The 20,973-nt window shown below is 37.6% G+C and carries 19 protein-coding genes; 6 read left to right on the top strand and 13 right to left on the bottom strand.

Going from position 1 to position 20,973, the window contains the following annotated elements; all coding sequences use genetic code 11:
• Positions 1 to 18: 18 nt before the first annotated feature.
• On the bottom strand, positions 19 to 1,221 hold the full coding sequence (locus KTI79_RS02615; protein WP_032054187.1) for an MFS transporter: 1,203 nt from the start codon (positions 1,219 to 1,221) through the stop codon (positions 19 to 21).
• A 134-nt stretch (positions 1,222 to 1,355) separates the two neighbouring features.
• Here KTI79_RS02615 and KTI79_RS02610 point away from each other — a divergent pair, with 134 nt between their 5' ends.
• Both KTI79_RS02610 and KTI79_RS02605 read left to right on the top strand, forming a co-directional pair.
• The gene (locus KTI79_RS02610) at positions 1,356 to 1,928 is read left to right on the top strand and encodes a TetR/AcrR family transcriptional regulator (protein WP_086376124.1); all 573 of its coding nucleotides are present in this window, start codon (positions 1,356 to 1,358) and stop codon (positions 1,926 to 1,928) included.
• Between the two features lie 446 nt (positions 1,929 to 2,374).
• Complete coding sequence (locus tag KTI79_RS02605) at positions 2,375 to 3,673, top strand: dicarboxylate/amino acid:cation symporter (RefSeq protein WP_032054185.1); 1,299 nt, start codon at positions 2,375 to 2,377, stop codon at positions 3,671 to 3,673.
• A 160-nt stretch (positions 3,674 to 3,833) separates the two neighbouring features.
• Here KTI79_RS02605 and KTI79_RS02600 read toward each other — a convergent pair whose 3' ends face one another.
• From KTI79_RS02600 to KTI79_RS02550, 11 genes are all read right to left on the bottom strand, one after another.
• Complete coding sequence (locus KTI79_RS02600; protein ID WP_002119766.1) at positions 3,834 to 4,037, bottom strand: hypothetical protein; 204 nt, start codon at positions 4,035 to 4,037, stop codon at positions 3,834 to 3,836.
• 356 nt (positions 4,038 to 4,393) lie between these two features.
• Positions 4,394 to 5,125, bottom strand: a complete 732-nt coding sequence (gloB, locus tag KTI79_RS02595) for a hydroxyacylglutathione hydrolase (RefSeq protein ID WP_032054184.1) — start codon at positions 5,123 to 5,125, stop codon at positions 4,394 to 4,396.
• Positions 5,126 to 5,277: 152 nt separating this feature from the next.
• Positions 5,278 to 5,973, bottom strand: coding sequence for a methionine ABC transporter permease (locus KTI79_RS02590; RefSeq protein WP_016140546.1), 696 nt, complete (start codon positions 5,971 to 5,973; stop codon positions 5,278 to 5,280).
• Positions 5,970 to 6,995 (bottom strand): methionine ABC transporter ATP-binding protein, encoded by a 1,026-nt coding sequence (locus tag KTI79_RS02585; RefSeq protein ID WP_016140547.1) that lies wholly within the window; start codon positions 6,993 to 6,995, stop codon positions 5,970 to 5,972. Before KTI79_RS02585 ends, KTI79_RS02590 begins: the two co-directional genes overlap by 4 nt.
• Before the next feature lie 75 nt (positions 6,996 to 7,070).
• A complete protein-coding gene (locus KTI79_RS02580) occupies positions 7,071 to 7,943 on the bottom strand; it encodes a MetQ/NlpA family ABC transporter substrate-binding protein (RefSeq protein WP_032054183.1) in 873 nt (290 codons plus the stop codon).
• A gap of 487 nt (positions 7,944 to 8,430) precedes the next feature.
• The gene (gene purD, locus KTI79_RS02575; RefSeq protein ID WP_032054182.1) at positions 8,431 to 9,717 is read right to left on the bottom strand and encodes a phosphoribosylamine--glycine ligase; all 1,287 of its coding nucleotides are present in this window, start codon (positions 9,715 to 9,717) and stop codon (positions 8,431 to 8,433) included.
• A 123-nt stretch (positions 9,718 to 9,840) separates the two neighbouring features.
• Positions 9,841 to 11,415 carry a bifunctional phosphoribosylaminoimidazolecarboxamide formyltransferase/IMP cyclohydrolase gene (purH, locus tag KTI79_RS02570; protein ID WP_025465553.1) on the bottom strand — a complete coding sequence of 525 codons (1,575 nt, stop codon included), beginning with the start codon at positions 11,413 to 11,415 and terminating at the stop codon, positions 9,841 to 9,843.
• An 85-nt stretch (positions 11,416 to 11,500) separates the two neighbouring features.
• The gene (gene fis, locus KTI79_RS02565; RefSeq protein WP_001086304.1) at positions 11,501 to 11,770 is read right to left on the bottom strand and encodes a DNA-binding transcriptional regulator Fis; all 270 of its coding nucleotides are present in this window, start codon (positions 11,768 to 11,770) and stop codon (positions 11,501 to 11,503) included.
• A gap of 376 nt (positions 11,771 to 12,146) precedes the next feature.
• Positions 12,147 to 12,992, bottom strand: coding sequence for a zinc-ribbon and DUF3426 domain-containing protein (locus KTI79_RS02560; RefSeq protein ID WP_032054181.1), 846 nt, complete (start codon positions 12,990 to 12,992; stop codon positions 12,147 to 12,149).
• A 13-nt stretch (positions 12,993 to 13,005) separates the two neighbouring features.
• Positions 13,006 to 13,911, bottom strand: coding sequence for a 50S ribosomal protein L11 methyltransferase (prmA, locus tag KTI79_RS02555; protein ID WP_000871703.1), 906 nt, complete (start codon positions 13,909 to 13,911; stop codon positions 13,006 to 13,008).
• Positions 13,912 to 14,066: 155 nt separating this feature from the next.
• Positions 14,067 to 14,297, bottom strand: a complete 231-nt coding sequence (locus KTI79_RS02550) for a hypothetical protein (protein ID WP_000859008.1) — start codon at positions 14,295 to 14,297, stop codon at positions 14,067 to 14,069.
• Between the two features lie 232 nt (positions 14,298 to 14,529).
• On the opposite strand from KTI79_RS02550, the gene mnmG reads away from it, so the two are divergent.
• Positions 14,530 to 16,410, top strand: coding sequence for a tRNA uridine-5-carboxymethylaminomethyl(34) synthesis enzyme MnmG (gene mnmG / locus KTI79_RS02545; RefSeq protein ID WP_032054180.1), 1,881 nt, complete (start codon positions 14,530 to 14,532; stop codon positions 16,408 to 16,410).
• Between the two features lie 377 nt (positions 16,411 to 16,787).
• Here the strand turns inward: mnmG and KTI79_RS02540 are convergent, their stop codons facing one another.
• Positions 16,788 to 17,795 (bottom strand): helix-turn-helix transcriptional regulator, encoded by a 1,008-nt coding sequence (locus KTI79_RS02540; protein ID WP_032054179.1) that lies wholly within the window; start codon positions 17,793 to 17,795, stop codon positions 16,788 to 16,790.
• Positions 17,796 to 18,020: 225 nt separating this feature from the next.
• Here KTI79_RS02540 and KTI79_RS02535 point away from each other — a divergent pair, with 225 nt between their 5' ends.
• From KTI79_RS02535 to KTI79_RS02525, 3 genes are read left to right on the top strand one after another with little or no spacing between them, the layout of a single operon-like run.
• Positions 18,021 to 19,571, top strand: coding sequence for a circularly permuted type 2 ATP-grasp protein (locus KTI79_RS02535; RefSeq protein ID WP_032054178.1), 1,551 nt, complete (start codon positions 18,021 to 18,023; stop codon positions 19,569 to 19,571).
• A 22-nt stretch (positions 19,572 to 19,593) separates the two neighbouring features.
• Positions 19,594 to 20,190, top strand: coding sequence for an alpha-E domain-containing protein (locus KTI79_RS02530; protein WP_032054177.1), 597 nt, complete (start codon positions 19,594 to 19,596; stop codon positions 20,188 to 20,190).
• A gap of 2 nt (positions 20,191 to 20,192) precedes the next feature.
• On the top strand, positions 20,193 to 20,972 hold the full coding sequence (locus KTI79_RS02525) for a transglutaminase domain-containing protein (protein ID WP_032054176.1): 780 nt from the start codon (positions 20,193 to 20,195) through the stop codon (positions 20,970 to 20,972).
• The last annotated feature ends 1 nt before the right edge of the window (position 20,973 follow it).

The following is a 20,973-nucleotide window of genomic DNA, read 5'->3' as shown; positions in this document are numbered from 1 at the left end:
GGAGGCTTTTTTTAATCATTATTTGCTTTTAATATTTTTAAAAATCATTAGAAGGGCAATCAGTGAAAGTCCAATAATTAAACTCATATAAATGTTGGCGCTGTTCATAAGTCCGATTTTACCCACAAAGTAGCCTGCTAAAATTGCTGGAATACTAAAAGCTAAATAACTCTCTACAAAAAAAGCAGCCATTAGACCTGCGCGTTCTTCGGGTAAAGCTAGAGGCATGACTGTACGAATTGCTCCCATGAAAGCTGTACCAAAACCCACTCCGGTAATAATAGAACCAATAAATAGAACCACGGCACTTGTAAAATTAATCGCTAAAAATAAAACGGTTGCACCAATAATGATGGATAAGGTGCCCGTGAGCAAAATACGAAAATTGGTAGATTTTCTAAGAAACAGAATCCCTGCTGCACCTGAAAGGGCGAGCGCCATAAACATAACGCCGTTTAGCCAAGCTGAAGATGTTTGAAAAATTTTTGCCAGTAAAGAGGGCATAAGTGATAAGAAAAAACCACTGACCATCCAAAGCGCAATATTAATAGGACTAATACTGAATAAAGCACTTCTTGCTTGATGTGGAATAGCCATGTTGGGTTTTAAAGAAGCAAGAGCGCCCGATCTTTTGCGTACAGTCTCAGGGTTAAAGAAACTTAGAATAAGTTCAACTGCAAACAACATACATAAGAGTTCAAAAACCAAATGTAAGGGTTGAGCTGAAAATTGCAGAATAAAACATGTAATAAAAATACCTGCTGCCATGCCGACCATGGGAGCAATACTATTAATTAGAGAGCCGTGATGCTTACTGAAATCTAAAATTGCGGCTCCAATTGCAGAAACAGCAAGACCTGTTGCGATACCTTGTAGGCCACGCGCAATAAATAACATCGAAACATCTGAAGCAAAAAGGAAAAAACTCATTGAAGCAATTTGCAAAAAAATGGCTGAAATAATGACAGGCCGACGTCCGATATAATCAGATAAAGAACCAATAATGAGTAGAGAAGCAAGTAAGGTAAACGCGTAGGTCGCAAAAATTAAAGTTAAGGTAACAGGCGAAAATTGCCATGTCTGCTGATACAGACGATATAGTGGCGTAGGGGCACTAGACGCCGCCATGAAGGTCATGAGCGTGATTGTGTTTAAGGTCAACGCCACTTTTGAATCTAACTGAAAAACTGATCCAGACCGTTTTGAACTTGAATTGTTCATATAAGATGAATAACATTAAAGCGAATATTTAGCTTTTATACATTATTTTTACACTAAAGCAAATAATTAGCTTTAGTGTATTTTGTATATACAAATAATATTTTAATTGTTTCCTCTTGAAGTAGAGCTGATTAATGGCAAAAGTTGTTACTGGGTTACGTCCAGGTGGTCGTAGTGAAAGAATTCAAACTGCGGTACATCAAGCAGTAAAAGAGCTTCAAAAAAATTTAGAGCAAAGCCAAATTACTATACCTATGATTGCTCAAAAAGCAGGAGTAACACCTTCAACTATTTATCGCCGTTGGGGCGATATCAATCAGCTATTTTCAGATGTAGCTCTAAATGAACTTAAGCCAGATATGGAGCCAAAAGATTTAGGTTCATTTCAACTTGATATCACGGCATGGATTGAACAATATTTTGAAGAATACTCTTCTGAAGTTGGTCAAACATTATTGCGTGATGTGCTATATACAAATGATTGTTCAAATGCTCGAAAATGTGAAACTTTAATTATTCAACAACTTGATATTATTCAGGCCAGAGCTAAATCACGTAATGAACTAACTATAAATAATGAAGAAATTATTGAAGCTGTGATTGCACCTATGCTGTTCCGTATTTTATTCACTGATCGAGCGTTAGGCTTAGACTATGTCCAAACTTTATTAGCACGTTTATTTAAAGCACATTCTTATGTCATTTAATTAAAAGGATGGCTTGAGTAGAATATTTACCGAAATAAGTAATAGCTTATAGGGTTGTAAAATTATATATCAATTTTTCTTATTATTTTTAAATTAAATTTTCATAATTCATAATCTACATGTTTTTTATAAAATCATTTATTTAATAAATGTTTTGCACATGTGACATCATTAAGTCTACATACCCATTCTTGTGCTTGCTTTTGTTAAAAATATAAAAGATAAATAATAACTTAGAGTAGAATTTATTAATATTTTTATCTTTAAAAACTCAAAAATTAAAATGATTTTATACAGTTTAATGCATGATTACTGAATTTGACATTTTTTAAATTTATAACACAGCCCGTTTTTTATTCTTTACAATGGCTTTTCCTTGATAAAGCAGCTTGTGGTGCACGCTTTATATTTTATTTTTTTATCCCCATCAAAAAGGTATTTAGATAATGGATTTCAATACCCTTGACCAAGAAACGGTACAGAAAAAACAGAAGTTTCACCAAATTTTGTATGTACAGGTCATCTTTGCAATTATTTTGGGCATTTTAATTGGTCATTTTTACCCAGAACTTGGCGAAAGTTTAAAACCGCTTGGTGATGCATTCATCAAGATCGTTAAAATGATTATTGCTCCCGTCATCTTTTTAACTGTTGTTACAGGCATTGCCAGTATGACAAACATGAGCCGAGTCGGCCGTGTAACTGGTAAAGCTATGCTTTATTTCCTTACTTTCTCAAGCTTGGCGCTTGTGGTTGGTATGATTGTGGCAAATATTATCCAACCTGGTAAAGGTCTTAATATTGATCCCGCTACCTTAGTCAACGACAAAGTAAATACTTATGTTGAAAAGGCGCATGCAACAAATATTACTGACTTCTTCATGAATATTATCCCGCAAACACTCGTCAGCCCTCTGGCAGGTGGCGAGATTTTGCAGGTTCTGTTTGTAGCGGTGTTATTTGGTATTTCTTTGGCTGCATTGGGTGACCGTGCACGTCCAATTACCGACTTCTTAAATAACTTAACAGCTCCAGTTTTCTACCTAGTTGGTATGTTAATGAAGCTAGCTCCAATCGGTGCTTTTGGTGCAATGGCTTTTACCATCGGTGCGTATGGAATTGAATCAATTGGTAATTTATTACTATTAATTATGACGTTCTATATTACAGCGGTGTTGTTTGTCATCGTGATCTTAGGAGCTGTAGCTCGTTATAATGGCTTCTCAATTATTCATTTAATCCGTTATATCAAAGATGAACTTTGGTTAGTTTTAGGAACAAGTTCTTCTGAAGCAGCTTTACCATCTTTAATGGATAAAATGCAAAAAGCAGGTTGTGAAAAATCGGTAGTCGGTTTGGTGATTCCAACAGGTTACTCATTTAACCTTGATGGTACAAATATCTACATGACTATGGCGGCTCTGTTTATTGCCCAAGCGTGTAACGTAGACTTATCCATTAGTGAACAAATTGCCTTGCTTCTTGTTGCAATGGTAAGTTCTAAAGGTGCAGCAGGGGTGACTGGTGCAGGCTTTATTACTCTGGCTGCAACTCTATCGGTTGTACCAGCTGTTCCTGTTGCAGGTATGGCGTTAATTCTTGGTATTGACCGTTTTATGTCTGAGTGTCGTGCATTAACAAACTTAGTAGGTAATGCCTGCGCAACAATTGTTGTAGCACGTTGGGATAAAGCTTTAGATAAAGAACTTTTAGATAAAGCCTTAAAGAACCATAAAGCAGAATAACCTTATAAAAAAATCTGTAGCTAAGGGCAATTTGGGAGAGTAGCCCGGCTACAGATTTTTTAACATCTAAAAATATATTTTAATTAAACCATTCTAAAGTTCTGCTATTACTTATCTTTTTAAAAAAGACAATCTTAAATAAAAAATTGAGTCGTAAAAATTATGCTTTTAAGTGATCCTCAAACTCTTCACCTAATTGCATCGCTAATGAGTTTCCTGCCAAATCACAGGTCACTAAACCATATTCTTTTTTAAAACTGAAAGTAAAACCTTTTCCATCAGCAAGATTTTTAACTGAATACCCTAACTTTTCTAACCAAATGCGAAACGCAATCAAATTTTTAGCTTTAACAACCTTTTTCACGTGAGAACTCCTTCTATCCGTGGCATTACATCTTATTTATTAATAGGGTTTTAATTAGATTTTTTAAAGGGGGAAATCTTTGTTTTATTTTGCAACTTGTAAAAAAAGTAAGCTAGAGAAAGGAAAGTTTTCTTTTTTATAAAATTATGGAGAGGTTATGTAACTAAAAAATAAAAGCTTTTTATTTAAAAAAATTGTTCTTTGGCATTTTTTTAAAAAATATAAATTTGGCGAAATTTTAAAAAAGCTGAATAAATAAGAATAAAGTAAATGTAAAAAATAATTACCATGAATCTGAACTATGCAAAAAGATACAGTTTTTAAAATGAAACCGTATCTTTTATTGAAAATTAATTTTAGAAATTATCTTTAAGGGCACGTAAGTGAGCAAAGTCTTCGGCACTTTCTGCCCGAAGAAAAGGATTTGTTGCTAATTCAAGTTCTATGGTACTGGGTAGGGTGATTAATCCTTGCTTACGTAGCTCACGGACTTCTTCAGCTCGTTCAGATAAAGCATGGTTGTGTGGTTCTACCGTTAATGCAAATTCGGCATTTGAAAGTGTGTACTCATGCGTGCAATATACCTTGGTTTGTGTAGGTAATGCTGCTAAACGACTAAGTGAGTGATACATTTGTTCTGCCGTACCTTCAAATAATCGACCACATCCCATTGCAAATAAAGTGTCGCCGCAGAATACAGCTTCTAACTCTTCAATAAAATAGACAATATGACCTAAAGTATGACCAGGGGTCGCAATAATCTCTACTTTTAAATCATTAAACTTTAGATGGTCATTATGCTTTAACGGATGGGTAATCCCTGGAATTTTTGAAAGCTCATCACGTGGACCATACACTGTAATATTTTGGGCAGCAGTTAAATCAGCAACTCCACCAATATGGTCTTTATGCCAATGTGTAAGCCAGATTTGTTTTAAATTTAACTGATGATTCTGACAAAATTGGGTAACGAGTTCTGCCTCTGTTGGATCAACTACAACAGCTTCTTGGGTTTCGGTATCTTCTAAAATCCAGATATAGTTTTGGAGGGCATTCTGTACATCAATAAAATGAATTCTATAACGCATTGTTTTATCCTAAAACCAAATCCAAAGAGTAAATAATCACTAATTTTGATCATAACAGAAAATAGTATTAACCCATGCACTGAACTAGTTGATGAAAAGGATTTATATAAAACAAAAAAGCCCCCATGTAGGGAGCTTTTTATATGGATGATTTAACGTACCTTTGCGAGCCAGTTGCCTAGTGTCTGTACAATCTGTACTAAGAGCAATAGGACGATCACTGTTAAAATGACCACACTTGTATCAAAACGTTGGTAACCATACGAAATAGCTAAATCACCAATACCACCTGCGCCCACTGCACCAGCCATTGCTGTTGCACCAATGAGACTGATGGTCGCTGTGGTTAAGTTTAAAATGAGTGAACTGCGTGCTTCTGGCAAAACAAAGCGGGAGATAATTTGCCAAGGTGTAGCACCCATCGCCTGAGCAGATTCAATAATTCCTTCATTTACTTCAAGCAGGGAAGTCTCAATCAGGCGTCCCATATATGGCCCAACATAAATTGTTAAAGGAACGATCGCTGCCCACGTACCAATTGAAGTACCTACCAGTAACTTGGTAAGAGGAATCACTGCAATAAGTAAGATAATAAATGGCAGAGAGCGTAACGCATTTACAATCGGGTTGAGTAAATGATAAATGAATCTATTTGGCAAAATACCTTCTGGACGAGTTACAAGTAGAATAATTCCTTGAATGAATCCCCAAATACCACCAAATAAAAGCGCAAAAAACACCATGTGAAATGTTTCTTGCAATGCTGTTACAAACTGGTCAATTGAAAGAGAACTGTGCCAGAAAGGTTGAGTAAGTTCAGTCAACCATTGTACGATAAAATCTCTCATACTTGATCTCCTGATTGAACTACACCTACTTCATTTTGTTCTAAAAACTCGATAGCCTGTTTAATCAACTGGGGATCACCTAGAAGCTGCACAAACATTTGACCAATCACAGTACCATTAATTTCAGTCATGTTAGCGAACAAGATATTTAAGCTAATATCAAATTGTTTAATCAGTGACTGAATTACTGGCTCTTGAGCCGAGCGGCCTAAGAACTGTAAACAGTAGATGCTATGATGATGCTGATTTTCGAGTTGATTTAAAATATTCACAGGCAACTGTTGATGTAAAACAGTTTGAATGAAGTTTTTAGTTGTCGGATGTTGAGGTTTACTAAAGATATCAATCGTTGAACCTTGTTCAATGACTTTACCTGCTTCCATCACAGCTACATGATCACAAACAGTTTCAATGACATCCATTTCATGGGTCACCATAACAATTGTGATTTTTTGCTCTTGATTGATTTTCTTGAGTAGCTCTAAAACAGACTTGGTTGTTTGTGGGTCGAGGGCAGAGGTTGCTTCATCACACAAAAGAATTTTTGGATGATTTGCCAAAGCACGAGCAATACCGACACGTTGCTTTTGGCCGCCAGAAAGCTCATCTGGATAAGCATCTTTTTTATGCTTAAGATCAATGAACTCCAATAACTCATTTAAGCGCTTTTCACGTTCTGCCTTATTGTAATTCAGCAGACGCATTGGCATTTCGATATTTTCAGCAACCGTCTTGGTTTGTAGCAAATTGAAGTGCTGAAAAATCATACCAATATTTGCACGTTCCTGACGTAATGAACGCGCATCCAAAGCAGTGAAGTCCTTTTGATTAATGATAACCTGACCTTCATTTGGTCGTTCAAGTAAGTTAATCAGGCGGATTAAAGTACTTTTACCTGCACCACTATAGCCAATAATCCCAAAAATACTCCCTTCTGGAATTTCCAAATTAATTTGGTCCAGAGCTCGTATAGTTTGGCCTTTAAGCTGATAGTGCTTTGAAATGTTTTTAAATTGAATCATGTCGTCAAAAACTATGCTAAAAAGAAAAAACAGGCAAAGAGTCTTTGCCTGTTTCGCGTTGCCGGTATTATATTACTATTTAGCTTCCGTGAGGTAGCTGATTGGCTGATTCACGTCAACTTTTGTACCACCAAAGTGTTGTTCAACGTATTTTTTAACAGCTTCAGTGTGGTATAGCTGACCAACCTTCTGAAGAATTGGGTCATCTTTACGAGATTCGGCTGCCGCAAGAATATTTACATTGAGTTTAGTGCTTTGATCAACTGGTTCATAGTAGATAGAATCTTTAAGTACATTTAAACCACCTTCCAGCGCTAAAGTATTACCTAAAACGATTGCATCAACTTCATCTTTTACACGTACAGCAGTTGCCATTTGGATTGGTTTAATATCAATTTTTTTACTGTTATCGATAATATCGCTTGGTGTACCTTTAGCAGGGTCGAAATCAGCTTTAAGTTTGATTAAGCCAGCACTTTGTAATAACAATAACGCGCGAGCTTCATTCGCCGCATCGTTAGGAATTGCAATGCTTGCACCTTGAGGGAATTCTTCTACTTTTTTATGCTTACTTGAGTAGATACCCATTGGTTCAAGATAAGTTGTAGCAACTGGTGCAATCTTATCTTTGTTTGATGCATTGAAAGCGACCAAATATGCATAAGATTGGAATGCATTTAAGTCAACTTCTTTATTTGCTACAGCTGTATTCATTGCAACATAATCAGTGAAGTTTTTCACCTCAAGCTTAACACCAGCAGCTTTAGTTTCTGGTAAAGTCGAAATATAACGCCAGATATCAGCGTCAGAACCAGTTGAGGCAATAACCACAGTTTGAAGTTGTGATGAATCACCACTCTTTCCAGCTTGTGGTTCACTTTGTTGTTTACCGCAAGCTGCAAGTAATAGTACAGACACGCTTAAAAAAAGACTGATCAGCTTTTTCATGTAAAAAAAGTCCTGATTAAGAGAGATATCAACTACTTAGCTGGCTCTCTAGAAAAGAAAATGAGTTTTGTTGTCACGTCACAGAGTTTTGAATGCTAAAAGTTATAACTTTTAGCTCTTTTCTAATTCCTCAGATACTTTTTTTACCGTTTTTGATCTGTACTCAATAAAACTATTTTCACAACAGTTCTATCATAAGTTCACAGTCTTTAAGCGATTTCTAAAAGTATTCAATGTTAAAAATAACTATTATCTCTAACAGAATTAGATGATGAGCCTTAATATTTAAAGGCACAATAACTTTGTGGAAAGTTCCAACGCTTTATCTAATCATATCAATAAAAACATATTCAATATAGTGGACATGTTTCGATCTTATTGATTGGCAGTGAATAAAAATTGGGATTTATATGAAATTTTTTGATAAATAAGAATGAAATATAAAAAGCCCTCTTTCATAGAGGGCTTTTTATCAGTTGAGAGTTTTTTACTCAGCTTTTTCTCGTGCAATTGCGCGATAGCCAATGTCACTACGATATTGCATACCTGTAAAGGTCACTTGTCCGCATACTTCAAGTGCATTAATTTGTGCTTCAAGTACGCTGTCGCCTAGTGCAGTTACACAAAGAACTCGACCACCAGAAGTCACGATGTGACCATCTTCACGAGTTGCAGTGCCTGCGTGGAAAATTTTAGTATCTTCAGGTGATTGTCCAATACCTGAAATTACATCGCCTTTACGTACGCTATCAGGATAGCCTTCGGCTGCAAGTACGATACCGATTGACTTACGTTCATCCCATTCAGCTTCTTTTGGTAAATTGCCAGCAATACCAGCTTCTACCAATTCAACAAGAGATGACTTTAAGCGCATCATGATTGGCTGAGTTTCAGGATCACCGAAACGACAGTTGAACTCGATCACACGCGGTTGACCTTGTTCATCAATCATTAAGCCAGCATATAAGAAACCAGTATAGACATGTCCGTCAGCAGCCATACCTTCAACAGTCGGACGCATGATTTCAGTCATAACACGTTCGAAAATGTCAGAAGTTACCACCGGAGCAGGAGAGTAAGCACCCATACCGCCAGTATTAGGACCTTGGTCACCTTCAAAAATACGCTTGTGATCTTGTGAAGTTGCCATTGGTAAAATGTTTTTACCATCAATCATACAAATGAAAGAAGCTTCTTCACCTGCAAGGAACTGTTCAATTACAACACGTGAACCAGCATCACCGAATTTGTTGCCTGCAAGCATATCATCAATTGCTGCAAAAGCTTCTTCGTTGGTCATTGCAACGATTACACCTTTACCAGCAGCAAGACCGTCTGCCTTAATTACAATTGGTGCACCATTTTTTTCAACATACGCTTTAGCTGTATCAACTTCCGTAAATACTTCATAAAAAGCAGTTGGAATGTTATGACGCTTTAAAAAATGTTTAGCAAATGCTTTTGAGCCTTCCAGCTGAGCAGCGTATTGAGTCGGTCCCCAAATTTTTAGACCTGCTTCGCGAGCAGCATCTACCACACCATTCACTAAAGGTGCTTCTGGGCCAACAATAATAAGTTCAACATTATTTTCTTTAGCAAAAGCGATAATTGCAGGGTTGTCTAAAATATCGAGCTGAACATTAACGCATTTGTCTTCAGTTGCAGTTCCCGCATTTCCAGGTGCAACGAAAACTTGAGTAACTTTGGTATCTTGCGCGATTTTCCATGCCAAAGCATGTTCACGACCACCACTACCTAAAACTAAAATATTCATTTTTAATTTGTTCCTTAACTTTAATCCTTTTCATCCCCCTCTATCCCTCAAGGTGGAGTTTAGCTCCATTATTGTGGAAAACCCTCCTGAATAAAAGGAGGGTTAGGGAGGACTAAATTTAAATTAGTGGCGGAAATGGCGCATACCAGTGAACACCATTGCAATACCAGCTTCATCTGCTGCTGCGATTACTTCTTCATCACGCATAGAACCACCTGGTTGAATGATGCATTTAATGCCAGCTTTAGCTGCATTATCAATACCGTCACGGAACGGGAAGAATGCATCAGAAGCCATTACAGCGCCTTCAACAACTAAACCAGCATGTTCAGCTTTAATGGCAGCAATACGAGCTGAGTTAACACGGCTCATTTGACCTGCACCTACACCAATAGTTTGGCGGTTTTTAGCATAAACAATTGCGTTTGATTTTACATATTTCGCAACTTTCCAAGCAAAGATGAGGTCATCAATTTCTTGTTCAGTCGGTGCACGCTTAGTGACTACTTTAAGATCATCTTTAGTGATCATGCCCAAGTCTTGATCTTGAACAAGTAAGCCGCCATTAACACGTTTGTAGTCAAGTTGCGGTGCACGTGCATCAATTGCAGGTAACTCGCCACATACTAAAACACGCACATTTTTCTTAGCGCCAGTAACTTCAAGCACGCCATCAGCAATACTTGGAGCAATAATCACTTCAACGAATTGACGCTCTACAATTGCTTGAGCAGTTGCAACATCTAACTCACGGTTAAATGCAATAATGCCACCGAAAGCAGATTCTGGATCAGTCGCATAAGCTAAATCATAAGCAGCTTTAATACCGTCTAAAGAAACAGCAACACCACAAGGGTTAGCATGTTTTACGATTACACAAGCAGGTTTTGCGAATGATTTAACACATTCAAGTGCTGCATCTGTGTCAGCAATATTGTTATAAGACAATTCTTTGCCTTGTAACTGTTTTGCTGTAGAAACTGATGCTTCTTTTGCATTTGCTTCAACATAAAATGCTGCAGATTGATGTGGGTTTTCACCGTAACGTAAATCTTGTGCTTTGTTCAATTGAGTATTGAATGTGCGAGGGAATAAATCAGCTTCGCCTTCGGTTTTACCAACGCGAGCGCCTAGGTAAGAAGCGATCATGCCGTCGTATTGAGCTGTATGTTCAAATGCTTTAACTGCTAAATCAAAACGCGTTTCATAAGAAAGTGAACCAGCAGTTTTTAATTCATTGATTACAGTGTCGTAATCTGAAGCATTAACTACAATACCTACTGAAGCATGGTTTTTAGCAGCCGCACGAACCATTGTAGGACCACCGATGTCGATATTCTCGATTGCATCAGGAAGAGTACAGTCTGGTTTTGCAACAGTTGCAGCAAATGGATAAAGGTTTACAACAACAAGATCAATCGGATCGATGTTGTGTTCTTCCATAACTGCTTCATCTAAACCGCGACGAGCAAGAATACCGCCATGAATTTTTGGATGTAATGTCTTAACACGACCATCCATCATTTCAGGGAAGCCAGTATGTTCAGATACTTCAACAACCGCGATATTATTATCTTTAAGCAACTTGTATGTGCCGCCTGTAGATAATAGTTCTACCCCTAGAGCTGCAAGGTTTTGAGCAAATTCGACAATTCCTGTCTTATCAGATACAGAAATCAAAGCACGTTTAATAGTCATGATGTTTAATTCAACAATTTCAAGTCTACGGATTAAAACCAATAAGCATAAAAAAATGCCCACGACGTCGTGAGCATTTTATCATTTATTCACTCATTAAACCGTGAGCTTTTAACTTTTTACGTAAAGTGCCACGGTTGAGTCCAAGAATCTCTGCAGCACGTGTTTGATTACCACGTGTATATTCAAGAACTACAGATAAAAGAGGTTTCTCCATTTCTGCTAGCACCATGTCATATACCTGAGATGGTTGCTCACCTTGCAATTGTGCAAAATAATGGCGAACTGCGCGATCCACGTGGATGCGAAGAGCAACATCAGATTGTGCAGTAAAAATAGGAGATTTGCTATTCATGCGAGTTAATCCGAAAATCAAATACTAACTTGGGTAAAGTAGTATATAAATGTGGTCTAAAAATACGGAGTCCTGTTTTAGATCCTAAAACAGTGACTCTAAAACATAAGAACAATTAGCTTGCCATATTTCTTCGTATTGAATAAAAAATAAGCGTAACAATAATTAAATATTTGTTACAGCCCCCTCAAAAACAAAAAAAGTTAGGCTATGCGCTTAAAGTAGAAAAGCACACATGCTTAACAGTATTTTTTTTGGATTGAGAGCGAGGAGTATATGAGTCAAAGCTTTCGTGGCGCGTATCATAACATTGTCTAGGAAAAAGTGAGCAAATTAACTGCATTTTTTTTTATTTTTTTTTCACTTTTTTTACATTTTAGGGGTGGACAATTTCTAATCGATAATTTACTAGGCTTTTTTTGCTTTTGTTTAGCTCAAATTGGAATCGGTAAGGGGTGTTCGATGGAATGCGCTGAATACCCCGTAAGTTCTCTACTAAATATTGCTGAGGAGTTAGTATGATTTCTTCAGTTTTGCTTGGTTCTGTCGCAAAAATCAACTTTAAGTTAGGAAGCTCAATACTTTTATCATTCTGATTAAGTAATATGCCTGAGAATTGGGTATGGTTCGCATCAACTCTACGAACTTTTATCTTTTCTATATGGATAAGTTGATACAGTTCTGCTGATTTGTTGCAGTGCAGTATTTGGCAAACATAATTAAATGCATGACTAACGGTAGGGCTTGTATGCATGAGTTTAGGGTTAAACCAGAGAATCTGGAAAGTAAAAACTAAAATCAGAATAAGGTTGGCAGAGCTCCAGAGCGTATAGTACAACCAACTATGTTTTTTATTGTTGTCTTGTTCTTGTGGGGATACTTGCTCAGCCAAATTAAGGTTTGGTAAAGCATTAATAGGTTCATTATGAAAGTAATTTAAGTTGTTGAGATAGGTTAATAGATCAATATTAGAGTTCTCAACTTTTTGATCAAAGATATCTAACACATGAGAATGGGTCATATATCGTGTTTGCATAGAGCCATGAGCTAAAGCAGATGAGTTTACCGTTTCCGGCTGCTCAACATTTACTAAATTAGTCAGAGCATTAAAATTTAAATTACATTTAGGGCAACAAACCATACCCTGAGCAACAGTTAACTGAGTAAGAGAAACTTTATAAACTGTTAGACACTTAGGGCAGCGGGTTTGTTTTTCATTCATGAGTTAAAACATCTCAATTTGTTGTTTTACGTTTTCCTGAAATGCGGCACCAGTTTTCTTCGCGCTTTTCGACATCTAATATATCAAAAAATTCAGAATAAACACCTGAAACATCAGCAACTTGCTCTTCTATTACACCAGCAAGTGCGAAATCACCATCAGATTTAAGTAATTTTGCGAACTCTGGCGCAAGTGCCATTAAAGGACCCGCTAAAATATTTGCGACTAAAACATCTGCTTGTTGAGGTTTGAATTCTTGATCAAACTCTTCAGGAAGACCTACATATAAACGGTCTAATACACCATTGAGTTCTGCATTTTGTTTAGTTGCTAAAACTGCTTGTGGGTCGATGTCTGTCGCATAGACTTTCTTAGCGCCTAATAATAAAGCTGCAACACCTAAAATGCCTGAGCCACAGCCATAATCAATCACGATTTTATCTTTAACGTCAGTTTTACCCAGCCATTGTAAGCATAGGAAAGTACTTGCGTGATTACCTGTACCAAATGCAAGACCTGGATCTAACTTAATGTTAGTTGCGTCTGCTTCTGGTGGCTCTAGCCATTCAGGCACGATCCAGAACTTTTCCCCAATCTGAATTGGCTCATAGTAATCCATCCACGCGCGTTCCCACACTTGATCTTCGAGTTCTTCATGACGCATAGGAACATCTGGAAGTTGAGCTTTTAAGAAAGCTTCTAAAGTGTCCACATCAATTGGGTCTTGTTCGTCTTGTTGATAGATGCCTGTCACAATTACTTTATTCCATAAAGGTGTTTCACCTGGTAATGGTTCAAGTAAAGCCTGATCTTCAGCATCATCCAGCGTTACGCTTACCGCACCTAGAGACATTAAAAGTGTTTCTGTGAACTCAACTTGTTCTTGATCAACGGTAATGTGTATTTGTAACCACTTCACGAAAAGGACCTAAAAATTTTATTTAAAGGCGTATTGTAGCCGACTAGACCATTTTAAAAAAGAAAACGGCCCATCTTTAATGGACCGTCTTTGAAAATACTGATGAGATATAGCGGTAAATGAATGACTTCTACTATACCTTGTATAAAAACAGTTTAAGGAGCAGGGGCCTTAAATTGTAACTTGCCATTTTCATTTGGTTGGCAAGTACCGTTAAAGGTTACGCCGTTGTGATTGTAAGAGACCCATTCACCTTGCTGTTTTTTTGCGCAGACTCGAATTTGTTTTTGCGTTTCGGCTTTGCTCGTGTCAGCAGCATGGGTAAAAGTTACGCCTGAAAAACAAATTAGAGATGCAGTTAAGATTTTTAACATGGTCGTTTTCATTTTGTATTCCTTCTCGTTGCGTTAATTTTAAAGTCATAGAAGTTCTGTACATTTTTTATTCTAAGATGAATTAATTTTAAAAACATTCACTTTGTATTGAATTCATGAAACAAAATGTCAAATCATGTGGCGTAGCGTAAATTATGTGAAGACAATTTTGTAATTATGTACATCAATAAGCAGATAATTTTGCTATAATGTTCCGTCTTTTTTTTCTGGTGTTTTTGTACTCATGCACTATCCTAAAGTTTATGATGTTATCGTTATCGGTGGCGGTCACGCAGGTACGGAAGCGGCCCTTGCTGCTGCGCGTATGGGACGACAGACTTTGCTTTTGACCCATAACATTGAGACTTTGGGCCAAATGAGTTGTAACCCAGCAATTGGCGGTATTGGTAAGTCTCACTTAGTACGCGAAATTGATGCACTTGGTGGTGCAATGGCTTTAGCTGCTGATAAAGGTGGTATTCAGTTCCGTATTTTAAATTCGCGTAAAGGTGCAGCTGTGCGTGCAACACGTGCTCAAGCTGACCGCGTGCGCTATAAAGCTGCCATCCGCGATACTTTGGAAAATCAAGCAAATCTTGATATTTTCCAGCAAGCAGCTGATGACCTGATTGTTGAAGGCGATACCGTTAAAGGTGTTGTTACCCAAATGGGTATTCGTTTTGATGCAAAAACTGTTGTGTTGACTACAGGTACATTCTTGGGCGGTGTAATCCACGTTGGTTTAGAAAAATCAAGCGGTGGTCGTGCGGGAGATCCTCCTTCTATTGCACTTGCTCAGCGTTTACGTGAATTAAAACTACCTGTTGGTCGTTTAAAAACTGGTACTCCACCACGTATTGATGCACGTTCAGTTGACTTTTCTGTGATGATTCCGCAGCCGGGTGATTTCCCGTCTCCAGTCATGTCATTCATGGGTGATGCTTCTATGCATCCTGAACAAGTAAACTGTTATATCACGCATACAAACGAAAAAACCCACGACATTATTCGCGGTGGTTTAGATCGTTCACCAATGTATACGGGTGTTATTGAGGGGGTAGGTCCACGTTACTGCCCATCAATCGAAGATAAAATTCACCGTTTCGCTGATAAAGACTCACATCAAGTATTCTTGGAGCCAGAAGGTCTAGATACACATGAGCTTTATCCAAATGGTATTTCGACCTCTTTACCGTTCGATGTTCAGTTCGAGCTTGTACGCTCAATTCGTGGTATGGAAAACGCTCATATCTTACGTCCAGGCTATGCAATTGAATATGATTATTTCAACCCGCAAGCTTTGAAATTTACCCTCGAAACTAAAGCGATTAATGGCTTGTATTTCGCTGGTCAAATTAATGGTACAACAGGTTACGAAGAAGCTGGTGCCCAAGGTTTACTTGCAGGTTTAAATGCTGCGCGTCGTGCTTGGGAGCAAGAAGAGTGGACACCTAAACGTGACCAAGCTTATATGGGTGTGTTGGTTGATGACCTCATCACGTTGGGTACTAAAGAACCGTACCGTATGTTTACCTCACGTGCTGAATATCGTTTGATGTTGCGTGAAGATAATGCGGATCAGCGCTTAACTTCTATTGGTCGTGAACTTGGTTTGGTTGATGATGTACGTTGGGCTGCTTATTGTGAAAAAATGGAAGCAGTTGAGCGTGAAACCGCTCGTTTACAACATATATGGGCAGCACCAAATAACCCTATGGGTAAAAAATTCGTTGAAATGACGGGTGCAGATTTGAGTAAGGAATGCAGTGCAATTGATTTGCTTAAGCGTCCTAACATCAACTTTGGTCAGATTGCAGAACTTACTGGTTCTGAAGTTTCAGAACAAGTGGGTGAGCAAATCGAAATTGCTGTGAAATATGAAGGTTACATTAACCGTCAACATGAAGATGTTGCTCAATTAAAGCGTCTGGAAGAAACTAAAATTCCTGCCGATTTTGATTATGATGTTGTGTCTGGATTATCACGCGAAATTACACAGAAATTAAAAACAGTGCTTCCAGAAACATTAGCGCAAGCAAGCCGTATTCCTGGTGTTACGCCAGCAGCTGTTCAACTTGTCATGATCACAATTCGTAAGAACAATATGATTAAGAAAACAGCTTAATCATTTAGATATACAAAAAAGCCTAGTTAAAACTGGGCTTTTTTATTTCTGTTCAAAAAATATATGGAAACCTCCTAAGGAAGAAAAGAGATTTCGCTTCCTTTTTTTCTTATTTCACATATTTTAAGCCGCCAGTTATATTGAATTCACGTTCAAACAAGAGGGCTTTAACCATGACAATGAAATCAATTCGCTACAATGGATATGAAATGGCATGCCAATGCTCATGTTCAAAATAGCGCAAAAGAAAGAGCGGATCAGTTTTGGTGTGGGAGAACATCTTGATCTAGAAATAAGTAAAAATATAAGAAGAATATAAAATTAAGAAAATTATAATTAAAAATCTAAAGAGAACCGTATGGTTCTCTTTTTTATATCTACTTACTATCAGTTTCAATTTCACGTACAGCGTTGTGTACTTGAACTGGCTCAATATGTAGTAATTTCTTACCATAACTACGTAGCCACCACACCAGTTGAGATGTAAAAGGTACAGTCGCTGAAACTTCTACAATATTTTCTTCAAGTGGAGTAATCGTTTGGTCTTTACTCAACTGGCTTTCATAAAAAGTTTTCGCAGTTTGTTCCGTCATGGTTAAGGTGAGCTGAATTGATTCAGTTGGCTGGTTGTAGTCCACTCTAAAGCCTAAAGCGCCTGAATCAATATAATGATCGATATCAAAATTGACCGGATGGAGGGCACGACTATCTAATACTTTTGCTGATTTAAAACGGTGCAGAGCAAATGTTTGCACTTCAGTTTTGTCATGTCGTGTGCAAATCAAATAAATGACTGCACCTTTTTGTACCAAAGCTAAAGGGTTTAAAATATAAGTTTTATCTTCGCCTTGGTTTACACGGGCCCGATAAACACACTCAATCTGTTTGTCTTGTAGTAGACCTTCATAAATTGCCTGCTGAGCGGCACGATCCACTACAGGTGGAATAAGCGGTTGACTTGCAGGAACAATACGTACACGGTTAATCCACTGTCTTACGTTATTTTGAGTAGAGAGACTACGTTTAGCTAAATCAAACCATGGTCCCATCTCATCAAGCAGACTTGGAGGAAGTAAGTGCTTAAGGTGCTCCTCAACCATCATAAAGGTTACCGCTTGAGAACTTGTCATGTGAGGTAAACTCTGGATAGGAGCGTCCGATTGCCACCGCCAACCTTGAGGTACGGCTTTATTGCTCTCTATCGGAAAACGCTGAGCAATTTGATTTAAGTCACGCTGAATAGTCCTTAAACTGATTTCAATACCTTCGCGCTCAAGCATTTCTTGCAATTCTCGAGTCCCAATCCATTTACCGGTGGGTAGGCGAGACAAGATCTGCCATTGGCGATATAAACTATTCGAAGTTTCTTTTTCTATTACAGACATAAGCGTAATACATCTATATCCAATTGCTTTGGTGTCAACACAATAAAAAATCTTTACAGATTTAGCAAGTTTGTCAGATTCAGTTTATAGCCCGTTGGACAAAGGATGATAAGATTTAGAAGAAAGTTATAACAATGATGCCGTACAAGTATTACAGATATATAAGTGGCACTGAAATTGCTTATTTAAAAATGAAATATAGATAAATGATAAGACGAGGTGGTTATGTCAGAACAAGAGCATGAATTACATCTAGATAATGATTTTTTTATACAAGAGCAGACAACAACAGCACTCATTAACCCTACCTCTTTTTTAGAACATATTTCTGTGCAAACCAATCTTTTTGAGCAACTAAAATCACAGTTCTTTAATGAGATGCTTGATGATGTAACGTCAAATGGTGCAGCTTCTAAAAAAATTGAACAATGGTTGAGCATCCGTACTTTAGATGAGTTAAAAGAGCTAAATGCTCAGGCGAAGCAGCATTTTCTTTATCATGGGATTACCTTTAATGTTTATGGTGATAAAGAAGGAACGGAGCGCACCATACCTTTCGATTTAATTCCAAGAGTAATCGAGAAAAAGCAATGGGAAAAAATTGCCTCGGGCTGTGCACAGCGTGTTAAGGCATTAAATTATTTCCTAGATGATATTTATCATGAACAACATATTTTAAAAGAACAAATCATTCCCGAAGAACAAATTATGGGAAATGATGCTTTCCAGCCCCATATGCTTAAACATTCTTTAAAGGGGAAAATTTATTCACAAATTAGTGGGATCGATATTATCCGTGATGGTGAAGGAGAGTTTTTTGTATTGGAGGATAATTTAAGAACACCTTCAGGTGTGTCTTACATGATTGAAAGCCGAAACATTAGCCAGAAATTAATGCCTGAGCTATGTACAGCCAATAATTTACAGGGGATTGAGCATTATCCAAAACTTTTAAAAGAGATATTGCAAGAAAATTCTTCCGCGGACCAACCTTTTGTCGTGGTACTAACACCAGGGCGTTTTAACAGTGCTTATTATGAGCACGCTTTTCTAGCGCGTGAGATGGATGTGCCATTGGTTACAAATCGAGATTTATTTGTAGAAAATGATCAAGTATTTGTCAAAACTATTCGTGGACGTCAAAAAGTAGACGTAATTTATCGCCGTTTAGATGACGATTTTCTAGATCCTTTAGCATTTCGACCCGACAGTGCTTTAGGAGTAGCTGGTCTTATGTCTGCTTATTTGCAGAAAAATGTGGTGATTGCAAATGCACCTGGAACAGGTGTGGCAGATGATAAATCTATTTACCCTTATGTAGACCAAATGATTCAATATTATTTGGATGAAACACCAATTCTAAAAAATGTACCTACTTATCAGTGCCGTAAAGAAGAACACTTAGACTATGTACTCTCTAATCTGGATCAATTAGTCGTTAAGGAAGCACAAGGTTCAGGTGGATATGGCATGTTGATCGGGCCTAAAGCAAGCTCATGCGAAATTGATGAGTTTAGAAAAAAGTTAATAGCTATGCCTCATATGTACATTGCACAACCTACTTTGGCTTTATCTGTTGCTCCGACTTTAACTACGGGAGGAGTAGCTGAGCGTCATATTGATTTGCGTCCATTCGTATTGAGCTCACCTTATCGTACAGAGATTGTACATGGTGGTTTAACACGCGTGGCCATGCAAGCTGGCTCTTTGGTCGTAAATTCATCTCAAGGTGGCGGTATAAAAGATACATGGGTTGTCGAAACATTACATTCCTGATTGTGGGTTAAAGAGGAACTTTATGGTTTTACTCAATTCGAGTGCGCATCAAATATATTGGTTGGGTCGATATTTGATGCGAGTTAAATTTGCAGCCTCTCATTTACCCTTTACAGAAGATGAGAAAGCAACAAGATTTGCAGCAACATTTGGTTTGGTGATAGAAAATGCTGAATTACTAAATCACTATATGTTAGACAAGAAGCAAACATTTTCATTACTGAACCAGCTCATTATTGCTAAAGATAATATTCAGGAACTAAGAGGTATTTTGTCATCACATGCTTATGCAGAATTAAATAATGTGATTAATACGCTTCAAGCTCAACCTGATGCATTGAGTAAGGCAGTCGAACAATGCACGCAAATACTAGAAGCGGAACATGAAGACGTTCGTTTATTTTTGCATTTAGGCCAAAAAATAGAGCAATTTGATATAGAACTGCGTTTTGGAGAAGATTTATCTGTTCTTATATCAGAGCTAGATATAGTGGTGCAACAGCTCGCTAATTTGAATTGGGAAAATATAAATGAAAATTGGCAAGCGCTAAAGCAGCAACTTACGTGGGACGCTTACTATACTTTTACACAGCAGTTGGAAAATATGTTTGAGGGCTGATTATGAAATTGATGGTTAATCATCAAACGCATTATAGCTATACTGAAACTGCTCGAAATAGCATTCAGTATATTAAAATGATGCCTCAAACATCGGCTCATCAACATGTTATGAATTGGGCAATTAGTGTGCCAGGCGATAAAACCATCAAAAGAGATATATTTAATAATGTATGGATGACGGCTAGTCAGCGTTATTCATACCAACATCTAACCTTTATGGCTCAAGGAATTGTTGAGCTTCAGAATGTGGAAATGGGTTGTGTAAATCTCTCTACACCTATTAATTTGTTTTTACAGATGACAGGTGCAACCCGATGTGATACGGAAATGTTGGACTTTGCAAAAAATATTGTGGTGACTAAAGACCGACAACATATTGCATTATTAAGTGAATATATCTTACAGAAAATACTTTATCAGCCTGAAAGTACTTCGGTTCAGACAACTGCGATCGAAGCATTTCATGCTGGACAAGGTGTATGCCAAGATCATGCGCACATTTTAATTGCGATGTGCCGTGCGTTACAATTACCTGCACGTTACGTCTCGGGTTATCTATTTGATCAAAACTATCCGCACCTTGCCAGTCACGCTTGGGCGGAAGTATTTTTAGAAAATCAATGGTATTGTTTTGATGTAAGCAATCAGTTGTTTACACCCAAACATCATATTTACCTTGCTGTAGGACGTGACTATCTCGATGTAGCACCTATTCGTGGTGTAAGAGAGCAAGGTGGAGTTGAGAACATGATGTCTGTGGTTCAAGTGTTGGCATGTTGAA

It is taken from the genome of Acinetobacter sp. WU_MDCI_Abxd143, assembly GCF_025514195.1.
Taxonomy (GTDB): domain Bacteria; phylum Pseudomonadota; class Gammaproteobacteria; order Pseudomonadales; family Moraxellaceae; genus Acinetobacter; species Acinetobacter pittii_H.
The sequence above is the reverse complement of the archived record's forward strand: the minus strand, read 5'-3'. Positions and strand labels throughout refer to the sequence as shown.

Excerpts from the sequence above, each read along its gene's own strand:
- KTI79_RS02540 (WP_032054179.1), bottom strand. The coding sequence starts at position 17,795 with ATGTCTGTAATAGAAAAAGAAACTTCGAATAGTTTATATCGCCAATGG.
- KTI79_RS02560 (WP_032054181.1), bottom strand. The coding sequence starts at position 12,992 with ATGAATGAAAAACAAACCCGCTGCCCTAAGTGTCTAACAGTTTATAAA.
- KTI79_RS02525 (WP_032054176.1), top strand. The coding sequence starts at position 20,193 with ATGAAATTGATGGTTAATCATCAAACGCATTATAGCTATACTGAAACT.
- KTI79_RS02530 (WP_032054177.1), top strand. The coding sequence starts at position 19,594 with ATGGTTTTACTCAATTCGAGTGCGCATCAAATATATTGGTTGGGTCGA.
- KTI79_RS02585 (WP_016140547.1), bottom strand. The coding sequence starts at position 6,995 with ATGATTCAATTTAAAAACATTTCAAAGCACTATCAGCTTAAAGGCCAA.
- purH (WP_025465553.1), bottom strand. The coding sequence starts at position 11,415 with ATGACTATTAAACGTGCTTTGATTTCTGTATCTGATAAGACAGGAATT.
- KTI79_RS02610 (WP_086376124.1), top strand. The coding sequence starts at position 1,356 with ATGGCAAAAGTTGTTACTGGGTTACGTCCAGGTGGTCGTAGTGAAAGA.
- KTI79_RS02605 (WP_032054185.1), top strand. The coding sequence starts at position 2,375 with ATGGATTTCAATACCCTTGACCAAGAAACGGTACAGAAAAAACAGAAG.
- KTI79_RS02550 (WP_000859008.1), bottom strand. The coding sequence starts at position 14,297 with ATGAAAACGACCATGTTAAAAATCTTAACTGCATCTCTAATTTGTTTT.
- KTI79_RS02580 (WP_032054183.1), bottom strand. The coding sequence starts at position 7,943 with ATGAAAAAGCTGATCAGTCTTTTTTTAAGCGTGTCTGTACTATTACTT.
- KTI79_RS02535 (WP_032054178.1), top strand. The coding sequence starts at position 18,021 with ATGTCAGAACAAGAGCATGAATTACATCTAGATAATGATTTTTTTATA.
- mnmG (WP_032054180.1), top strand. The coding sequence starts at position 14,530 with ATGCACTATCCTAAAGTTTATGATGTTATCGTTATCGGTGGCGGTCAC.
- KTI79_RS02615 (WP_032054187.1), bottom strand. The coding sequence starts at position 1,221 with ATGAACAATTCAAGTTCAAAACGGTCTGGATCAGTTTTTCAGTTAGAT.
- fis (WP_001086304.1), bottom strand. The coding sequence starts at position 11,770 with ATGAATAGCAAATCTCCTATTTTTACTGCACAATCTGATGTTGCTCTT.
- gloB (WP_032054184.1), bottom strand. The coding sequence starts at position 5,125 with ATGCGTTATAGAATTCATTTTATTGATGTACAGAATGCCCTCCAAAAC.
- KTI79_RS02590 (WP_016140546.1), bottom strand. The coding sequence starts at position 5,973 with ATGAGAGATTTTATCGTACAATGGTTGACTGAACTTACTCAACCTTTC.
- purD (WP_032054182.1), bottom strand. The coding sequence starts at position 9,717 with ATGAATATTTTAGTTTTAGGTAGTGGTGGTCGTGAACATGCTTTGGCA.